Below are 17,273 nucleotides of genomic sequence, written 5' to 3'. Positions count from 1 at the left end.
GGAATAAATGAACATTTACTGCAAGCCGTGTCTTAATTCATGGTTTTTTTATATGCAGTCGATATGCAAGGTGGTCTGATGAATTGGATTAACTACATAAAATCAGGTTAATAAGAGGGCTATTTAGTTCTTGATTTCAATTGCATTGAATTTTAATTCAAAATAAAGACTTGAAATTTCATAGGGGTGACCCCATGTGCTAGAGTCAAGTTAGTCAGGAGTCATTATTGATGAGTAAACATAACAAAAAAGATTGGAATAAATTTAAGGAAGAAAACAAAACAGAAGAAGTGATGGGAGAAGAGTCTTCTGAGGAACTACCGCAGGAAGAGGCTGCCTTAGCTCATCCCAGTTACACTGCTTTGGAAGAGCAACTTACTATTGCCGAGCAAAAAGCTCATGAAAACTGGGAAAAATCAGTGCGTGCATTAGCTGAACTGGACAATGTACGACGTCGTATGGAGCGTGAAGTCGCCAATGCTCATAAATATGGTGTAGAAAAATTGATTACTGCTTTGTTACCCGTTGTAGACAGTCTTGAACAAGCCCTGCAGATAGCGGAAAAAAATGCAGATGCAGCCATGCATGAAGGTTTGGATCTTACTATGAAACTCTTTACTGATGCATTGCAAAAATTTGATGTAGAACGCATTGATCCTATGGGGGAATCGTTTGATCCGCAACAACATGAAGCAATGTCTATTCAGGATGTACCTGGTACACCTCCTAATACGGTTATAGCGGTATTCCAAAAAGGGTATAAATTGAGTGACCGAGTGATCAGACCTGCTCGAGTAATTGTGTCAAAAAACAAATCAGCAGAAGAAAATTAATAAGAAGGCAAAGTGACTTCTTATCTATATAAAGATAAAGAATGTCGCTTTTTATGGGTTGAATTATACGTTTACAACCCCATATGAATATTATTGTACTAGAAACCACTAATTTGGAGCAAAAAAACAATGGCTAAGATTATAGGAATAGACTTGGGTACTACTAACTCATGTGTTGCTGTAATGGAAGGTGATAAACCCAAGGTAATTGAAAACAGTGAAGGCATTCGAACTACTCCTTCCATTGTTGCCTTTACTGACGACGATGAAGTATTAGTTGGTGCCGCAGCAAAGCGTCAATCAGTAACTAATCCTGAAAAAACTTTGTTTGCAATCAAACGTTTGATCGGTCGCCGTTTTGATGATGCTGTTGTGCAGAAAGATATTAAGATGGTCCCCTATAAAATTGTTAAAGCAGATAATGGGGATGCTTGGGTTAGAGTTAAAAATCAAGATAAAGCGCCACCACAAATTTCTGCAGAAGTATTGCGTAAAATGAAAAAAACAGCAGAAGATTATTTAGGCGAAGAAGTTAAAGAAGCCGTGATCACCGTACCTGCTTATTTCAATGACTCTCAGCGTCAAGCAACTAAAGATGCTGGTCGTATCGCAGGACTTGAGGTAAAAAGAATTATTAACGAACCCACTGCGGCAGCTCTGGCCTATGGTATGGACAAGAAACGTGGTGATTCGGTTATTGCTGTTTATGACCTGGGTGGTGGTACCTTTGATATTTCCATCATTGAAATTGCAGAAGTAGATGGCGAACACCAATTTGAAGTATTAGCTACCAACGGTGATACCTTCCTCGGTGGGGAAGATTTCGACTTGGCTTTAATTGAGTATTTGGCTGCTGAATTCAAAAAAGACTCCGGCATCGATTTACATAATGATCCGCTTGCCTTACAACGACTGAAAGAGGCTGCTGAGAAAGCCAAAATTGAATTGTCTTCAGCACAACAAACCGATGTAAATCTGCCCTATATCACAGCAGATGCTTCTGGACCCAAACACTTAAATATCAAACTGACTCGTGCAAAACTGGAGTCTCTGGTTGAAAAATTAGTTGAGCGCACTGTTGAGCCTTGTAAAATAGCGTTGAAAGATGCTGGCCTGACTGTATCGCAAATTAATGAAGTGATTTTGGTGGGTGGTCAGACACGTATGCCTTTAGTTCAAAAAACTGTTGAAGAATTTTTTGGTAAAGAACCACGTAAAGACGTTAACCCCGATGAAGCGGTTGCAGTGGGTGCTGCTATTCAAGCGGCCGTATTATCAGGCGAAGTGAAAGACATTCTTTTACTTGACGTTACTCCATTATCTCTGGGTATAGAGACAATGGGCGGTATCATGACAAAATTGATTGATAAAAATACCACTATTCCTACTAAAGCCAACCAAGTATTCTCGACTGCGGATGACAATCAAACTGCGGTTACTGTTCACGTGTTACAAGGGGAAAGAGAACAGGCTTCAGCGAATAAATCTTTGGGTCGATTTGATTTGGGCGATATTCCTCCTGCACCTCGTGGCGTGCCTCAAATTGAAGTGACGTTTGATATCGATGCCAATGGTATTCTAAATGTTTCTGCTAAAGATAAGGCAACAGGTAAAGCTCAATCAATCGTCATCAAGGCATCTAGTGGTCTAAGTGATGAAGAAGTTGATGCTATGGTAAAAGATGCTCAATCTCATGCGGAAGAAGACAAGAAATTTAAGGAAATGGCAGAGCTTCGCAATCAGGCAGACAGTATGATTCATAGCTGTGAAAAATCGATGAAAGATTTAGCCGGTGAATTGTCTGAAGATGAGAAAAAAGGCATCGAAACAGCAATCGCTGAATTAAAAGAAGCGGTACAAGGTAGTGATAAAGCTCATATTGAAGAGAAATTAAAAGTGTTAACAGATGCTTCTGCTAAAATGGCTGAGCGGGTTTATGCTAAAAAATCTGCGGAAGGACAACCCGGTTCTGCTGATGCTCAACCTCAAGAGTCTGCTAAACCAGCTGAAGAGGGTGTTGTTGATGCCGAGTTTGAAGAGGTCAAAGAAGATAAAAAATAAGCTCCGGTACGAGCTTTGGGTCGGGACGATAATTTTTCGTCCCGTTGGTATTTTGACAAGGACTTAATTGTTAAGTCCTTGCTATTTATTTAAAAATTGTGAGCAGTTATGGAACAGCGGGATTATTATGAACTTTTAGAAGTTAGTCGAAACGCTAACGATGTTGAAATTAAAAAAGCATATCGCAAACTGGCAATGAAGTATCATCCCGATCGTAATCCCGACGATTCTTCTGCTGAAGAGAAATTTAAAGAAATTCAAAAAGCCTATAATGTGCTATCGGATAAACAGAAACGTGCTGCTTATGATCAATTTGGTCATGCCGGAGTTGATCCTTCTATGGGCGGTCAAGGCGGATTTGGTAATGGTTTTGGCGGCTTTGGGGATGTCTTTGAAGATATTTTCGAAAATATTTTTTCCGGTGGTCGCGGAGCTGGGCGCCAATCGCGCGGTCAACGTGGAGCCGATCTTCAATTTAATGTTCAGTTAACTCTTGAAGAAGCCGCTGTGGGTAAAGAAGTGGAGATTACCGTTCCTCGCCATGGTAGTTGTACTACTTGTGAGGGATCCGGGGCTAAAAAAGGAACCCAACCTAAGACCTGCGAAACCTGTAATGGTATGGGACAGGTTAGAATTCAACAGGGTTTTTTCTCGATTCAGCAAACATGTCCTGGTTGTCATGGCGAAGGAAAAATTATTTCTGATCCATGCCCAAGTTGCCATGGACAAGGCCGGATTCGAGAAAGCAAAAAATTAACCGTTAAAATTCCCGCCGGTGTGGATAATGGCGATAGAGTAAGATTAAGCGGTGAAGGTGAAGCGGGTGTTCATGGCGGTGGCTCAGGAGATCTGTATGTTCAAATTAACATTAAAAAACATGCGATATTTGAACGCCATGAAAATGATTTACATTGTGAAGTTCCTATCAGTTTTATAATAGCTGCATTGGGTGGCTCTATTGAAGTTCCGACGCTTGAGGGCAGAGTGACCTTAAAGATTCCTGCTGAAACTCAAACGGGCAAAGTATTTCGTTTAAGAAGCAAGGGAATGAAATCAGTTCGCGGTTATGCTCAGGGGGATTTGCTGTGTAAAGTAGTAGTGGAGACCCCAGTCAACTTGTCTCGCGAACAGAAAGAACTATTAACCCAATTACAAGATTCTCTGGAAAAGGCTAAAGCAAACCATTCCCCGCGTTCCAGTTCCTGGTTTGCTGGGGTGAAAAAGTTTTTTGAAGACATGAAATTTTGAGCTAAGTGAGTTACAATTGTAACTTTAACAATTATGTGCAAGGATTGCACATTTTTTATAATTGTGCTCTGGGTGGTAAGGATAGCTATACATTGAACAATATCGAGTCTACTCATGATAAATAAACCAGCAATTTTGGTATTAGCTGATGGCACTACCTATGAGGGCTTATCAGTTGGGGCTGCTGGAGATTGTGTCGGTGAATTGGTTTTTAACACCTCAATGACTGGCTATCAGGAAATGCTCACTGATCCCTCTTACGCTCGCCAAATAATTACTTTAACTACTGCTCATGTGGGCAATACCGGTTGTAACAGTGAAGACATGGAATCTCACAAGGTTTGGGCTGCCGGTTTAGTAATGCGAGACTGTTCCCTTTTGCATAGTAATTATCGTGCTGAACAATCTCTCCCTGATTGGCTTAAAAAAAATGGCGTTGTTGCCATTTCCGGCGTGGATACTCGCGATTTAACTTTAAGGTTGCGCGAACATGGTGCTTTAGGGGCCTGTATTTCTACCAATACTGCTGAACCGGAAAAAGCTCTTGAAAAAGCTCAGTCTTTTTGTGGCTTACAAGGCGTGGATTTAGCTTTAGAGGTGTCGCGACAAACGATAGAACGATGGCATGAAGGGCAAGGGGAGTGGGGGGAGCAATCCAAGCCGCATCAATTTCATGTAGTCGCTTATGACTTTGGGGTGAAGCATAATATTTTACGTATATTGCATGATAAGGGATGTCATTTAACTATAGTGCCCGCTAAAACCTCTGCCGCAGAGGTTCTTGCCATGAATCCAAATGGTATCTTTTTGTCTAATGGTCCAGGGGATCCTGAAGCCTGTGATTATGCCATCAAAGCAACTCAGGAGTTTTTAGCAAGCAACATTCCCGTTTTTGGTATTTGCTTAGGTTTCCAGATTTTGGCATTAGCTTGTGGCGGTATTACCAAAAAAATGAAATTTGGTCATCATGGCGCGAATCACCCTGTGGTGGAAACCCAAGGAAATAAACGAGTCTTTATTACCAGCCAAAACCATGGTTTTGCTGTTGACGAAGAAAGCTTGCCTGATTGTTTAGAAGTAACTCATCGTTCTTTATTTGATGATAGTTTGCAAGGGATTAGGCACAAAAATAAACCAGCATTTGGTTTCCAGGGTCACCCCGAAGCTAGCCCCGGCCCACATGATATAGAAATTATATTTAATGAATTTATAACATTAATGAAGTAAGGGGTGCCCAACTTCATAGTTTAGAGGGATATGTAATGAATGAATGCCATGTTTTTACCTCCGAATCCGTTTCTGAGGGGCATCCGGATAAGATAGCGGATCAAATTTCTGATGCCGTTTTAGACGCTATTTTAGCTCAAGATCCTGCTGCGCGAGTTGCATGCGAAGTTTTTGTTAAAACCGGTATGGTTCTGGTAGGAGGAGAAATTACGACCAAGGCTTGGGTTGACGTAGAGGAAATTACCCGCCATGTAATTAAAGATATAGGCTATAATAGCTCCCAAATGGGTTTTGACTGGGAGTCTTGCGCCGTACTTTCTGCTATTGGCAAACAATCGACCGATATTGCTCAAGGGGTTGATAATCAAAAAACTAAAATTCTGGGGGCAGGAGATCAGGGCTTAATGTTCGGTTATGCCAGTCGTGAAACAGATGTATTCATGCCAGCTCCTATTGCCTATGCACATCGCTTGATGGAAAAACAAGCAAGCATGCGTAAATCAGGGGCATTGCCTTGGTTAAGACCTGATGCGAAATGTCAATTGACTTTAAAATATGATCAAGGTATGCCAGTAGAAGTAGATACTGTAGTGTTTTCTACTCAACATGCACCCGATGTAACTTATGACGATTTAACTGAAGCTGTTCGTGAAGAAATTATTAAAAAAATACTGCCTGCTGAATGGCTAACAGCAAAAACACGTTACTTTATAAATCCGACTGGGCGTTTTGTTATTGGTGGTCCCTTAGGCGATTGCGGTTTAACCGGCCGTAAAATTATAGTGGATACCTATGGTGGGATGGCCAGGCATGGAGGAGGTTGCTTCTCCGGTAAAGATCCATCAAAAGTTGATCGATCCGCGGCTTATGCGGCCAGACATGTAGCTAAAAATATAGTAGCGGCAGGTTTGGCTGATAAATGTGAGATCCAAGTGTCCTATGCTATAGGCATAGCAGAACCCACGTCAATTTTCGTTGAAACGTTTGGTACTGGACGCTTAAAAAATAGTGAAATTATTGATTTAATTCATACTCATTTTGATTTAACGCCACAAGGAATTATTGACCATCATGATTTGCTTCGTCCCATTTACAAAGAGACAGCAACTTATGGTCATTATGGAAGAGATCATTTTCCCTGGGAGCGTTTAGATAAGGTAACTGCATTAAGCAAAGCACTCTAATTCTAATAAGGATATTCTAATGAACTTAGTTGATGACACAGCGGCTCAAGTGAAGAGCTTCCATGATTATAAAGTAGCTGATATGTCTTTAGCTGACTGGGGGCGTAAAGAGATTGCTATAGCAGAAACCGAAATGCCTGGTTTAATGGGATTACGGGCGGAATTTGCTGCAAAGCAACCTTTAAAAGGAGCAAGAATTGCTGGTTGTCTGCACATGACTATTCAAACTGCGGTCTTGATTGAAACGCTGCTTGCTTTAGGGGCTGAAGTTCGCTGGTCATCCTGTAATATATTTTCGACTCAAGATCATGCTGCTGCGGCAATTGCAGCAAAAAATATCCCTGTGTTTGCCTGGAAGGGTGAAACAGAGGAGGAGTATTGGTGGTGTGTTGAGCAAACTTTAAGTGGCCGCGAGGGATGGAGTCCCAATTTACTATTAGATGATGGTGGCGATTTAACCCAAGTCGTTCATCAAAAGTATCCTCAGCTTTTGTCCGCGATTAAAGGCGTTTCAGAAGAAACAACTACAGGTGTTGCCAGATTGTATGAAATGGCAAAGCAGCGGCTTTTAAAAGTTCCTGCGATTAACGTAAATGATGCAGTTACCAAATCCAAATTTGATAACCTCTATGGTTGCCGGGAATCTTTATTAGATGGCTTAAAACGGGCAACCGACGTTATGATTGCTGGTAAAGTGGCTCTGATTTTGGGCTATGGTGATGTGGGTAAGGGATGTGCACAAGCATTACGTGGACAGGGTGCTTCCGTTTTGATCGCAGAAATTGATCCTATTTGTGCTCTTCAGGCAGCAATGGAGGGGTATAGAGTAGTCACTCTCGATGATGTGGCTGAACAAGTGGATATTGTGGTTACAGCAACAGGTAATTATCATGTAGTTACTCTGGAACATATGAAGCGTATGCGTAATCAGGCAATATTATGTAATATTGGCCATTTTGATTCTGAGATTGATATTCAAAGTTTGAAACAATACAAATGGGAGAATATAAAACCCCAAGTTGATCATGTCATATTTCCTGATGGCAAGCGTCTTATCGTGTTGGCTGAAGGTCGCCTGGTTAATTTAGGTTGTGCTACTGGTCATCCTAGTTTTGTAATGTCCGCTTCCTTTACTAATCAGGTATTGGCACAAATTGAGTTATTTCAAAATTCAAGTCAGTATGAACATCAGGTTTACGTGCTTCCCAAATTATTGGATGAAAAAGTGGCTCGTTTACATTTAAGTCGTATTGGCGCCAAATTAACTGAATTAAGGGATGAACAGGCTCAATATATTGGGGTGAATAAAAAGGGGCCTTATAAACCGGATCATTATCGTTATTAAATTTAAACACTACATTTGCACATACCACGTCATCTTGAACAATGCCACGTCATCTCGAGCGCCAGCGAGAGATCTCCTGGCATGGGTACCGAGCCTCCATTTGGAGATCCCTCACTACGTTCGGGATGACGTAGTATTGCTCGAATGACAAGACACTTCTCCAATGGATGCCACGTCATCTCGAGCGCTAGCGAGAGATCTCCTGGCATGGGCACCGAGCCTCCATTTGGAGATCCCTCACTACGTTCGAGATGATGTAGTATTGCTCGAATGACAAGACACTTCTCCAATGGATGCCACGTCATCTCGAGCATCAGCGAGAGATCTCCTGGCATGGGCACCGAGCCTCTATTTGGAGATCCCTCACTACGTTCGGGATGACGTAGTATTGCTCGAATGACAAGACACTTCTCCAATGGATGCCACGTCATCTCGAGCGCCAGCGAGAGATCTCCTGGCGTGGGCACCGAGCCTCTATTTGGAGATCCCTCACTAGGTTCGGGATTGACGTAGTATTGCTCGAATGACAAGACACTTCTCCAATGGATACCACGTCATCTCGAGCGCCAGCGAGAGATCTCCTGGCATGGGCACCGAGCCTCCATTTGGAGATCCCTCACTAGGTTCGGGATTGACGTAGTATTGCTCGAATGACAAGACACTTCTCCAATGGATGCCACGTCATCTCGAGCATCAGCGAGAGATCTCCTGGCATGGGCACCGATCCTCTATTTGGAGATCCCTCACTAGGTTCGGGATTGACGTAGTATTGCTCGAATGACAAGACACTTCTCCAATGGATACCACGTCATCTCGAGCGCCAGCGAGAGATCTCCTGGCATGGGCACCGAGCCTCCATTTGGAGATCCCTCACTAGGTTCGGGATTGACGTAGTATTGCTCGAATGACAAGACACTTCTCCAATGGATGCCACGTCATCTCGAGCATCAGCGAGAGATCTCCTGGCATGGGCACCGATCCTCTATTTGGAGATCCCTCACTAGGTTCGGGATTGACGTAGTATTGCTCGAATGACAAGACACTTCTCCAATGGATACCACGTCATCTCGAGCGCCAGCGAGAGATCTCCTGGCATGGGCACCGAGCCTCCATTTGGAGATCCCTCACTAGGTTCGGGATTGACGTAGTATTGCTCGAATGACAAGACACTTCTCCAATGGATGCCACGTCATCTCGAGCGCCAGCGAGAGATCTCCCGGCATGGGCACCGAGCCTCCATTTGGAGCTCCCTCACTGTCTTCGGAATAGCAATTCCCATTCTGAGGTTAGGTTTAACCTTACGCCTTTTCCTGGTTGCATTTAAAAATGCTGACTATCCCTAAGTCATCACAACTTAGTCTATGTTTCATGACGGAAAAATTAGTGTTTCCTATCTCCTTCCCTTTTGCGATTTTATTTCTAAAGGTGTAACGTATAGTTGATACCTATGGATAGTTCGCCAAAGACTTTAATAAGGAGATTGAAGGATGGTTTCAAAAAAAGGGATTATGGCGTTAAGCCTTTTGTCATTATCACATGCTCTTTTTGCTTCACCTGATAATGAAACTATAAGAGTTATTATAAAATACAAACAGCAAAATCAATCAGCGTCTGCATTAAAGTCGCAAATTATTCATGCTACTCAATTACCAGTAAAAGAACTGAATCCCATGGCTAATGGGGCTTATTCAGTAATTTTAGATAGTTCCAATTCTGATTTAAAAAATGTTAAGGATCAGGATGCAACCTCCCTGATATTAAATCAGCTACGCAACAATCCCAATGTGCTTTATGCAGTTAAAGATAGAATAGGTTATTTTAAACCAGTGCCCGATCCATCTATCAGTAAAAGCCTTGGTGAGTTGCTGTCCCATGATAGTCAATGGGACGAATTCGCGCCTCCGGGCGGAATTATGCTGGAATCCAAGTCGGGATTAAGAGACGGTGCCTGGGCTTATACGTCAGGATCATCAAAAAAACCTATTGTCGTCGCAGTATTAGATACAGGTATTGCTCTTAATGAGAGTTTGGAAAATAACTTGTTAAAAGATAAGAATGGACAGGTTTGGGGATGGAATTTTGCTGGTAATAACAATAATTTAACAGACGAAACCAAGTCTTATCATGGAACTCATGTTGCCGGGACTATTGCAGGTTATGGGCATGTGATGAATGGTGTTGGTGAAGATTTAAAAATATTAACGGTTAAAATTCCTGGTGAAACAGGAATGTTTTATGAAAGTGCGGTGGTCAATGGAATTTATTGGTCTGTTGGTGCAGATGTGCCTGGGATTCCTAAAAATATGTATCCTGCGAGAGTACTAAATATGAGTTTCGGTGTTGATTTAGAACCAGGTAAGGAAATAGATTACTGTGATGAAGCACTGCAGGAAGCTGTATTTTTCGCGCGCAAAAAAGGTGCTGTACTCGCTGTCGCTGCTGGTAATGATAATGTTTGGGAGCATTATAATGCCCCTGCAGTATGCAATGGCACGATTAAGATTGCCTCTACTGGACCTGAAGGATTAAGGTCTTATTTTTCTAACTACGGACCAAGTGTTACCTTGGCTGCTCCTGGTGGTGATAAACGATATGGAGCTGCTGGGGGGATTCTATCTACAGTAAATCCGGGTGGAGGATATAATTCTTCAGGATTTGATTTTTATCAGGGAACCAGTATGGCTTCTCCCCATGTTGCGGGAGTGGCAGGGTTAATTTACGCGATTAATAATAATTTAAAAGCAGAGCAAGTCGAGCAAATTCTTTATATGACGACCCATGACTTTGGTAGAACCAATGATACCAATAAATCCTGCGTAGGAAGAAAACCCTGTGGACATGGTATATTGGATGCTGAGAGTGCGGTGAAAACAGCACTGAATGGCTATGATGTATTATTCTCTGCTCCGGCAAAAGTTGCTTTGACAACCAAATCCTGTGGCCAGATGATGTTTCAGCCAGGAGACAGTAAAATAAACTCTGAAAATGCAGTGTGGATACCAACTCAATTGGGGTGCGAGTCTGAAGAAAATTATCTGCATCCCCACATAGAAAAAACTAAAGACGGAAAAATTCTGGCTTATTACGGTTCGGTGAGTTATCAATTAGATCAAACAGCTTTTAAAGAGTGTCATGTCGTTGGTTATGATGGGGTAGGGTGTTATTTGTAAGGAAGGGAAGGCTCTAGGCTTTGTAAGGTCTAAATGCCGTAGAAGTACCCCGTCATTCGAACTACTACGTCATCCGAACTATTACGTCATCCCGAACGAAGTGAGGGATCTCCAAAACTGGGCGCAGTGCTTAGGTCAGGAGATCTCTCGCTAGCGCTCGAGATGACGTGGGATTGTGCGAGATGACGTGGATATTTCTTCGGATCGGTGAATGATTATTTCAGCCACTCATTTAGAATATCAACAATTTTTTGGGCTTGATCAGCACTGGAGATATTGAACTTGGATTTTTGCCAATATTGATTATTTCTTTTTTGATAACGTCTAATAGAATATTTAACAGGCCCATAATCATTTTTAGCATTATCCCAGTCTTGATATTTAAACATAATAGTAGTCCAAGCCCCCTTGGTTAATACTTGTTTATCAAGCTCTTTAGTCGTTTCAGTTCCATTTTCACTAAAAGAAATAGTGATATCGTCTACAGTTTCAGCCATTTAAGTTAGATCCTCAATTATTTGTTGATGGATTGTAGTTTGCCATCGACAAAAGTCAAGGAAACAGTAGGTTGATATTGTCCTGGTTGATAAATCCAAATTTGCGGTTTTTGGGCTGTAGGGACTATTTGGTTAATAAAAGTATTGTTCACGACAGAAGGACTGCCACAAGAACCATAGACCTTACCGACCGGATCACCTACTTGAATATTAGCTCCGTTGCAAATGGAAAAAGCATTCGAGTCAGAACCATTGACTTTAATTCCTTTAACTCTACTATTCACTACATCTACTTGTAATTGCGTGCCTCCATTTCCTGTTGGTACGTTCCATACCCCATAAAAAGCGGTTGCAGCACCCTGATTATTATAAATTAATTGTTGCACAGGAATTCTTTGCATAATAGGTTGATTTGAGTCTTGTTGACTTAAAGGTTGGCCACAAGCGGCAATAACCTCGTTAGGAGACATCCCAACATTGATATAGGCATGATTTTGAGGACAATAAAAGGATTGATCCGCCATAAGGCTGAAAGGCAAACCTAACAAGACTAAACCATATATAGATTTAATGTTCATATGTCCATCCAGTCAGTTCCGTACAATTCAATTATAGTCCTTTTTAATTCACTACGCTCTATAAGAGATTCCATGGTAAGGAAGCACTGATAAATAAGGTAATAATTTTTAATATGATCATCATGATAATAGGAGAAAAATCAAAACCGGAAATATCAGGAATAATTTTTCTGCCCAGAATTAATAATGGTTCAGTCAATAAACGCAGAAAATCCGCTATTGGATGTTGCCAGCGAGGATTTACATAGCTCATAATCACGCGAATCAGAATAGCGTAGAACAGGAGATTACAGGGCTGAATAATTAAATCAGCAAGGACGTAAAGTAGTATAAAGACCACAGGTATTATGGCATGAAACACCAGTAAACTGAGGGTGATTATTTTAATAAATTCAACCAGTATTAAAGTGCCAAAAGCCACCCAGTCATATTTTTGCCCTGGTTTATATTTTTGTTTAAATAAATGAAAGGGGCTAACTAAAGGATCAGTGATAGTGGCAATAAGCTGACTGAACTGAGTCAGTGAGCTGATTCGTAAGTAACGCAAAGCAATACGAACCCATAAACTGTAAATGATCACTCCAAAAAATAAAGAAAATAAAAAAAATCCTACCGCAGTAAAACCAGACATCATTCCTCCTGTTTAGGGAACTTTAAAATACCTTGGGGAACGGTAAAATGGGTTATTCCACTGTTCCTAATTCATGGGCACGCTGTTTCGCAGCACTCATTGCTGCAAGGGTCAGGGCATTTAATTGTTCATGCATTATACTGAGTGCTGCAGCTGTGGTCCCTCCTGGTGATGTTACCTTTGTTCTTAGCTGGGTTAAACTTAAATCGTCGTTTTGAGCTAATTTTAATGCGCCACTAAAGGTTTGCAGCACGAATGTTTTGGCAATGGACTCCTTTAAACCCAAGGCAATCGCCGCCTCAACCATAGCTTCTAAAAATGAAAAAACATAAGCAGGGCCACTTCCTGAAAGGGCGGTAAAGGTATCCATGTCGTCTTCATTTTTTGCCCAGGTGGTTATTCCAATTTGGGAGAAAATCAATTCTGCTTGTCGTTTCTGTTCTGGACTTACAAATTGATTTGCTATCATCGGTGTTGCTGCGAGTCCAACAGATGCAGGAGTATTAGGCATGGTGCGGATAAGCGGCTGATTGGCTTTACAATGTTTGGCGAACCAGGACAGACTCAAGCCCGCGGCAACAGAAATAAGAAGACAATCAGGGGGAAGAAGAGGAGTAATTTCGTTAAGAATTAAGCTCATTTTCATTGGTTTTACAGCCAGGATGACAACTTCTGCTTTTTTAATTATTTCTTTATTATCGTAATGAGTCTGAATTTGATCTTTGTTTCTACCTGCACTTAATGAGGGGGCTGCAGCAGACAAGGAATACGAACCTTGTTGACTTAACCCGCGCGCAATGGCTTTAGCCATATTTCCATAACCTATAAAACTGATATTCATGCTCTTATACCTTATCGTTCGCCAAAAATTGCTCGACCTATACGAACAATAGTAGAGCCTGCTTTGATTGCAGGAATCAAATCATCGCTCATTCCCATGGATAAAGTATCCATTTTTAACCCTGATTCTTGATTGATGGAATGCATCAATTGATTGAGTTGTAACAATAAATGATATTGTTCTTCGGGAGCCTTTTGCGGTGGAGGAATAGTCATAAGCCCTCTCAGTTTGAGATGGGGTAATTGACTGATCGCCAGAGCTAATTCACGAGCTTGCTCGGGGAGTATTCCCGATTTGGTTTCTTCTGCGACTAAATTGACTTGCAAACACACATTAAGCGGGGGCAAATTTGATGGTCTGTATTCATTAAGTTGTCTGGCGATTATAATCCGGTTAATGCTGTGCACCCAATTAAAATGCGTGGCAATACCTTTAGTTTTATTACTTTGAATTGGACCTATAAAGTGCCAGGAGATGGGTAAATCTTTTAACGCATTTATTTTATTTAATGCTTCTTGATAATAATTTTCGCCAAAGTGGGTTGCACCCAATTGAAACGCTTTCGTAATGGTTTCAATACTTTGTTTTTTACTGACAGCCAATAATAAAACACTACCCGGTTTTCTGTTGCTGATTATCTCAGCTTGCGCAATTAATTGTCTCACATGATTAAAATTTTGTTCCAGACCCATGCTCATTCCACGATTTATATATTAAAGCGGTATGATAATACAACAATAGACCTCTTGCATAACCTGCAAGAGGTCTAATATTTGCTGTGTATCATTTCCTGAGCTAATCTACTAGAAACAATTAAGGAGTTATCTATTTTTTCCTGGTATACCCGGGAATAAATAGGATAATTAATAAATAATTAGGGATAATGGTACATGGACATAGCAGAGTTATTAGCATTTTCTGTTAAAAATAAATCTTCGGATTTGCATATATCCTCAGGATTACCTCCGATGATTCGTGTAGATGGGGATTTACGTAAAATCAATTTACCCGATTTAGAACACAAAGATGTGATAAAAATCATCTACGACATCATGAATGACAGGCAAAGAAAGGAGTTTGAAGAGTTTTTAGAGACTGATTTCTCTTTCGAGATTGCTAATCTGGCCCGTTTCAGGGTTAATGCGTTCAATCAATCCCGTGGTGCTGCTGCCGTATTTCGAACCATTCCATCGACTATTTTAAGTATGGAAGATTTGAATTTACCACCCATTTTTAAAGAGATGGCCTCTTTCTCCAGAGGTTTGGTGTTGGTCACTGGGCCTACTGGTTCAGGGAAAAGTACGACTCTTGCAGCCATCATCGATTTTATAAATTCTTCACGCTATGAACACATCCTGACAGTCGAAGATCCTATAGAGTTTGTTCATCAAAGTAAAAAATGTTTGGTAAACCAACGTGAAGTGCATAGAGATACCTTAAGTTTTAATGCGGCCTTGCGTTCTGCTTTGCGTGAAGACCCGGATATTATTCTGGTAGGGGAATTACGCGATCTGGAGACGATTCGCTTGGCAATGACTGCTGCTGAAACAGGACATTTGGTATTCGGCACTTTACACACTAACTCCGCCACTAAAACAATCAACCGGATAATTGACGTATTTCCGGCTGAAGAAAAATCAATGGTTCGCTCTATGTTGTCCGAGTCATTACAAGCGGTTGTAGCGCAAAGCTTATTGAAAAAAACTAATGGGGGACGAGTTGCTGCTCTGGAAATAATGATATGTACCGGAGCAATTCGCAATCTTATTAGAGAGGATAAGGTGGCGCAAATGTATTCCTCTATTCAGACTGGACAAGCTAAAGGAATGCAAACTTTAGATCAACATTTAACAGAATTAGTAAATAAAAATATTATTTCCCGTCATATTGCTAATGAGGCAGCCGTGAATAAAACCTTATTTTAGTTATCCAGGATTAGGCTAAGAGTATTTATAATGTCTTGAAATAGAGATTCGGAGTTGATAATACTTCTTGGTCTTAATAATTTATTAATGTTCATTATCTACAATAAGCCCCCATGATTTATTTAGTGGTGGTTAAAAAGTGTTAAAATACGACATTCAGGAAGTACGAAATACCTTGAGATAAATAGGGATTTTTTTCAGCGTCTGTTGAGGGAAAATATAAAAGATCCCCAACTGAGTGTCTTTATGAATGGATTGAGACCCTTATTGTACCAAAACACGCGAAGGCTATCTAAAGACAGCATTACTCCTGTAATATATAAATGGAGAGACGAGGGTGATTTTGAACCTGCACTAGGCTACGAAGAAATTAGAAAATATATTGTAGACAATAAAGAACTCCTCGAGCCTATTTACAATAGAACCTTCAAATGTTGATATTTCTGACAAACAGACGATGACGCAAGATCATCAAAAATTGACTTGTGATTTGATTCATGAAGTGAATCATCCAACAAGTGAAGTAATTTCTGATCCAATGATGAATATTGGTATGCAGGTGCTAGGTGGTTTTATTGCATTAGTTGGCTGTGCGGCAGTTACTACTGCTTTTGTATTGCTGAATGCTGCGACTTTCGGTATACCTGGCTTAATTGTCGCCGGATTGGGAGTTGCTTTTGTGCTTGGAGGAGTAGGTTTATTTGCTCGGGGCACATCCCAAAAAAATCAGACAGAGCCTGATGTAACCATCGATTTTAGTGAAGAACAATTACCAGCTCCACTTTGATCTAGGCAATGGTCTTAAGCTTTGATGGGTATTATTATTCAGGGAAAAGAAGGATTAGAGCTCGGAAAAATGCCCCCCGAGCTCTATACATGCTAAGGATTAGGCATTTTTTTGTAATTCAATCAATTGAGGAATGCCAATTTCTGCAAGAGACAACATACTATTGAGTTGCTCACGACTAAAACTTCGGTCTTCTGCAGTTCCTTGTACTTCAATAAAATGTCCTTCTTCATTCATGACGACGTTCATATCGGTTTCCGCCAGCACGTCTTCTGCATAATCCAGGTCAAGAACAGCTTGTCCTCTATAGACGCCTACTGATACGGCGGCAATATAATTAAAAGCAGGCATTTTGCGAATTTTTTCCCGTTGTACCATCCAGCTGATCGCGTCTCTCATTGCGACACAAGCACCAGTAATTGCTGCCGTTCTCGTTCCGCCATCCGCTTGGATTACGTCACAATCCAGGGTTATGGTATTCTCGCCAATTGTTTTCAAATCAACACAAGTTCTTAAAGATCGCCCAATAAGACGTTGAATCTCCAGCGTTCTGCCACCTTGTTTGCCTTTACTGGCTTCTCTATCGCTACGGCTATGAGTTGCTCGGGGCAGCATACCGTATTCTGCAGTGACCCATCCCTGATTTTTTCCTTTAATAAACCGAGGAACCCCTTCTATGATGGAAGCATTACAAAGTACTTTAGTTTGTCCAAACTCAACAAAAACAGAACCTTCAGCATAATTGGTATAATTACGCGTTATTTTAATGGGGCGAAGTTGGTTGGGTTCGCGGTTACTTGGGCGCATCACATAATCCTCAATAAAAAATGGGGAGTATAACGTGTTAATGCTGGAGTTGCACTCCTTGCGACAGTAAATGCTCCGGGTTTAAAGTGACTATTTGAAGATCTATCTCTGTCCAACAGTTCCCATTTGAGGTATATTC

The 17,273-nt window shown here is 41.1% G+C and carries 15 protein-coding genes; 9 read left to right on the top strand and 6 right to left on the bottom strand.

Translation table 11 applies throughout. The features are described 5' to 3' along the window. Positions 1-230 precede the first annotated feature (230 nt). The 7 genes from grpE (at position 231) to LOX96_RS01515 (ending at position 11,068) form a co-directional block, all read left to right on the top strand. Positions 231-833 carry a nucleotide exchange factor GrpE gene (gene grpE / locus LOX96_RS01545; RefSeq protein WP_250420801.1) on the top strand — a complete coding sequence of 201 codons (603 nt, stop codon included), beginning with the start codon at positions 231-233 and terminating at the stop codon, positions 831-833. 129 nt (positions 834-962) lie between these two features. Beyond that, the gene (gene dnaK, locus LOX96_RS01540; RefSeq protein WP_250420802.1) at positions 963-2,894 is read left to right on the top strand and encodes a molecular chaperone DnaK; all 1,932 of its coding nucleotides are present in this window, start codon (positions 963-965) and stop codon (positions 2,892-2,894) included. 108 nt (positions 2,895-3,002) lie between these two features. Beyond that, positions 3,003-4,142: a molecular chaperone DnaJ gene (gene dnaJ / locus LOX96_RS01535; RefSeq protein WP_250420803.1), complete on the top strand. Its 1,140-nt coding sequence runs from the start codon at positions 3,003-3,005 to the stop codon at positions 4,140-4,142. Positions 4,143-4,256: 114 nt separating this feature from the next. Then, the gene (gene carA, locus LOX96_RS01530; protein WP_250420804.1) at positions 4,257-5,369 is read left to right on the top strand and encodes a glutamine-hydrolyzing carbamoyl-phosphate synthase small subunit; all 1,113 of its coding nucleotides are present in this window, start codon (positions 4,257-4,259) and stop codon (positions 5,367-5,369) included. A gap of 35 nt (positions 5,370-5,404) precedes the next feature. Beyond that, on the top strand, positions 5,405-6,553 hold the full coding sequence (metK, locus tag LOX96_RS01525; protein WP_250420806.1) for a methionine adenosyltransferase: 1,149 nt from the start codon (positions 5,405-5,407) through the stop codon (positions 6,551-6,553). Between the two features lie 19 nt (positions 6,554-6,572). Next, the gene (gene ahcY, locus LOX96_RS01520) at positions 6,573-7,898 is read left to right on the top strand and encodes an adenosylhomocysteinase (protein WP_250420807.1); all 1,326 of its coding nucleotides are present in this window, start codon (positions 6,573-6,575) and stop codon (positions 7,896-7,898) included. Between the two features lie 1,487 nt (positions 7,899-9,385). Then, the gene (locus LOX96_RS01515; protein ID WP_250421250.1) at positions 9,386-11,068 is read left to right on the top strand and encodes a S8 family peptidase; all 1,683 of its coding nucleotides are present in this window, start codon (positions 9,386-9,388) and stop codon (positions 11,066-11,068) included. Between the two features lie 215 nt (positions 11,069-11,283). Here the strand turns inward: LOX96_RS01515 and LOX96_RS01510 are convergent, their stop codons facing one another. Genes LOX96_RS01510 through LOX96_RS01490 form a run of 5 tightly spaced genes read right to left on the bottom strand, consistent with a single transcriptional unit; the run spans position 11,284 to position 14,307 of the window. Beyond that, positions 11,284-11,565: a hypothetical protein gene (locus LOX96_RS01510; protein ID WP_250421252.1), complete on the bottom strand. Its 282-nt coding sequence runs from the start codon at positions 11,563-11,565 to the stop codon at positions 11,284-11,286. Between the two features lie 17 nt (positions 11,566-11,582). Further along, complete coding sequence (locus LOX96_RS01505) at positions 11,583-12,143, bottom strand: DUF2845 domain-containing protein (RefSeq protein WP_250421259.1); 561 nt, start codon at positions 12,141-12,143, stop codon at positions 11,583-11,585. 58 nt (positions 12,144-12,201) lie between these two features. After that, on the bottom strand, positions 12,202-12,774 hold the full coding sequence (locus LOX96_RS01500; protein ID WP_250421261.1) for a YggT family protein: 573 nt from the start codon (positions 12,772-12,774) through the stop codon (positions 12,202-12,204). Between the two features lie 52 nt (positions 12,775-12,826). After that, on the bottom strand, positions 12,827-13,615 hold the full coding sequence (proC, locus tag LOX96_RS01495; protein WP_250421269.1) for a pyrroline-5-carboxylate reductase: 789 nt from the start codon (positions 13,613-13,615) through the stop codon (positions 12,827-12,829). A gap of 11 nt (positions 13,616-13,626) precedes the next feature. Next, entirely contained in the window at positions 13,627-14,307 is a 681-nt protein-coding gene (locus tag LOX96_RS01490) for a YggS family pyridoxal phosphate-dependent enzyme (RefSeq protein ID WP_250421270.1), read from the bottom strand. Between the two features lie 198 nt (positions 14,308-14,505). On the opposite strand from LOX96_RS01490, the gene LOX96_RS01485 reads away from it, so the two are divergent. Both LOX96_RS01485 and LOX96_RS01480 read left to right on the top strand, forming a co-directional pair. Further along, positions 14,506-15,540 (top strand): type IV pilus twitching motility protein PilT, encoded by a 1,035-nt coding sequence (locus LOX96_RS01485; protein WP_250421281.1) that lies wholly within the window; start codon positions 14,506-14,508, stop codon positions 15,538-15,540. A gap of 457 nt (positions 15,541-15,997) precedes the next feature. Further along, a complete protein-coding gene (locus LOX96_RS01480) occupies positions 15,998-16,327 on the top strand; it encodes a hypothetical protein (RefSeq protein WP_250421283.1) in 330 nt (109 codons plus the stop codon). 99 nt (positions 16,328-16,426) lie between these two features. Here the strand turns inward: LOX96_RS01480 and rph are convergent, their stop codons facing one another. Continuing rightward, positions 16,427-17,134 (bottom strand): ribonuclease PH, encoded by a 708-nt coding sequence (gene rph, locus LOX96_RS01475; RefSeq protein WP_250421285.1) that lies wholly within the window; start codon positions 17,132-17,134, stop codon positions 16,427-16,429. Positions 17,135-17,273 lie beyond the last annotated feature (139 nt).

The sequence above is a fragment of the Legionella maioricensis genome (assembly GCF_023618015.1).
GTDB lineage: Bacteria > Pseudomonadota > Gammaproteobacteria > Legionellales > Legionellaceae > Legionella > Legionella maioricensis.
This window is presented reverse-complemented; position numbering and strand designations above follow the sequence as displayed.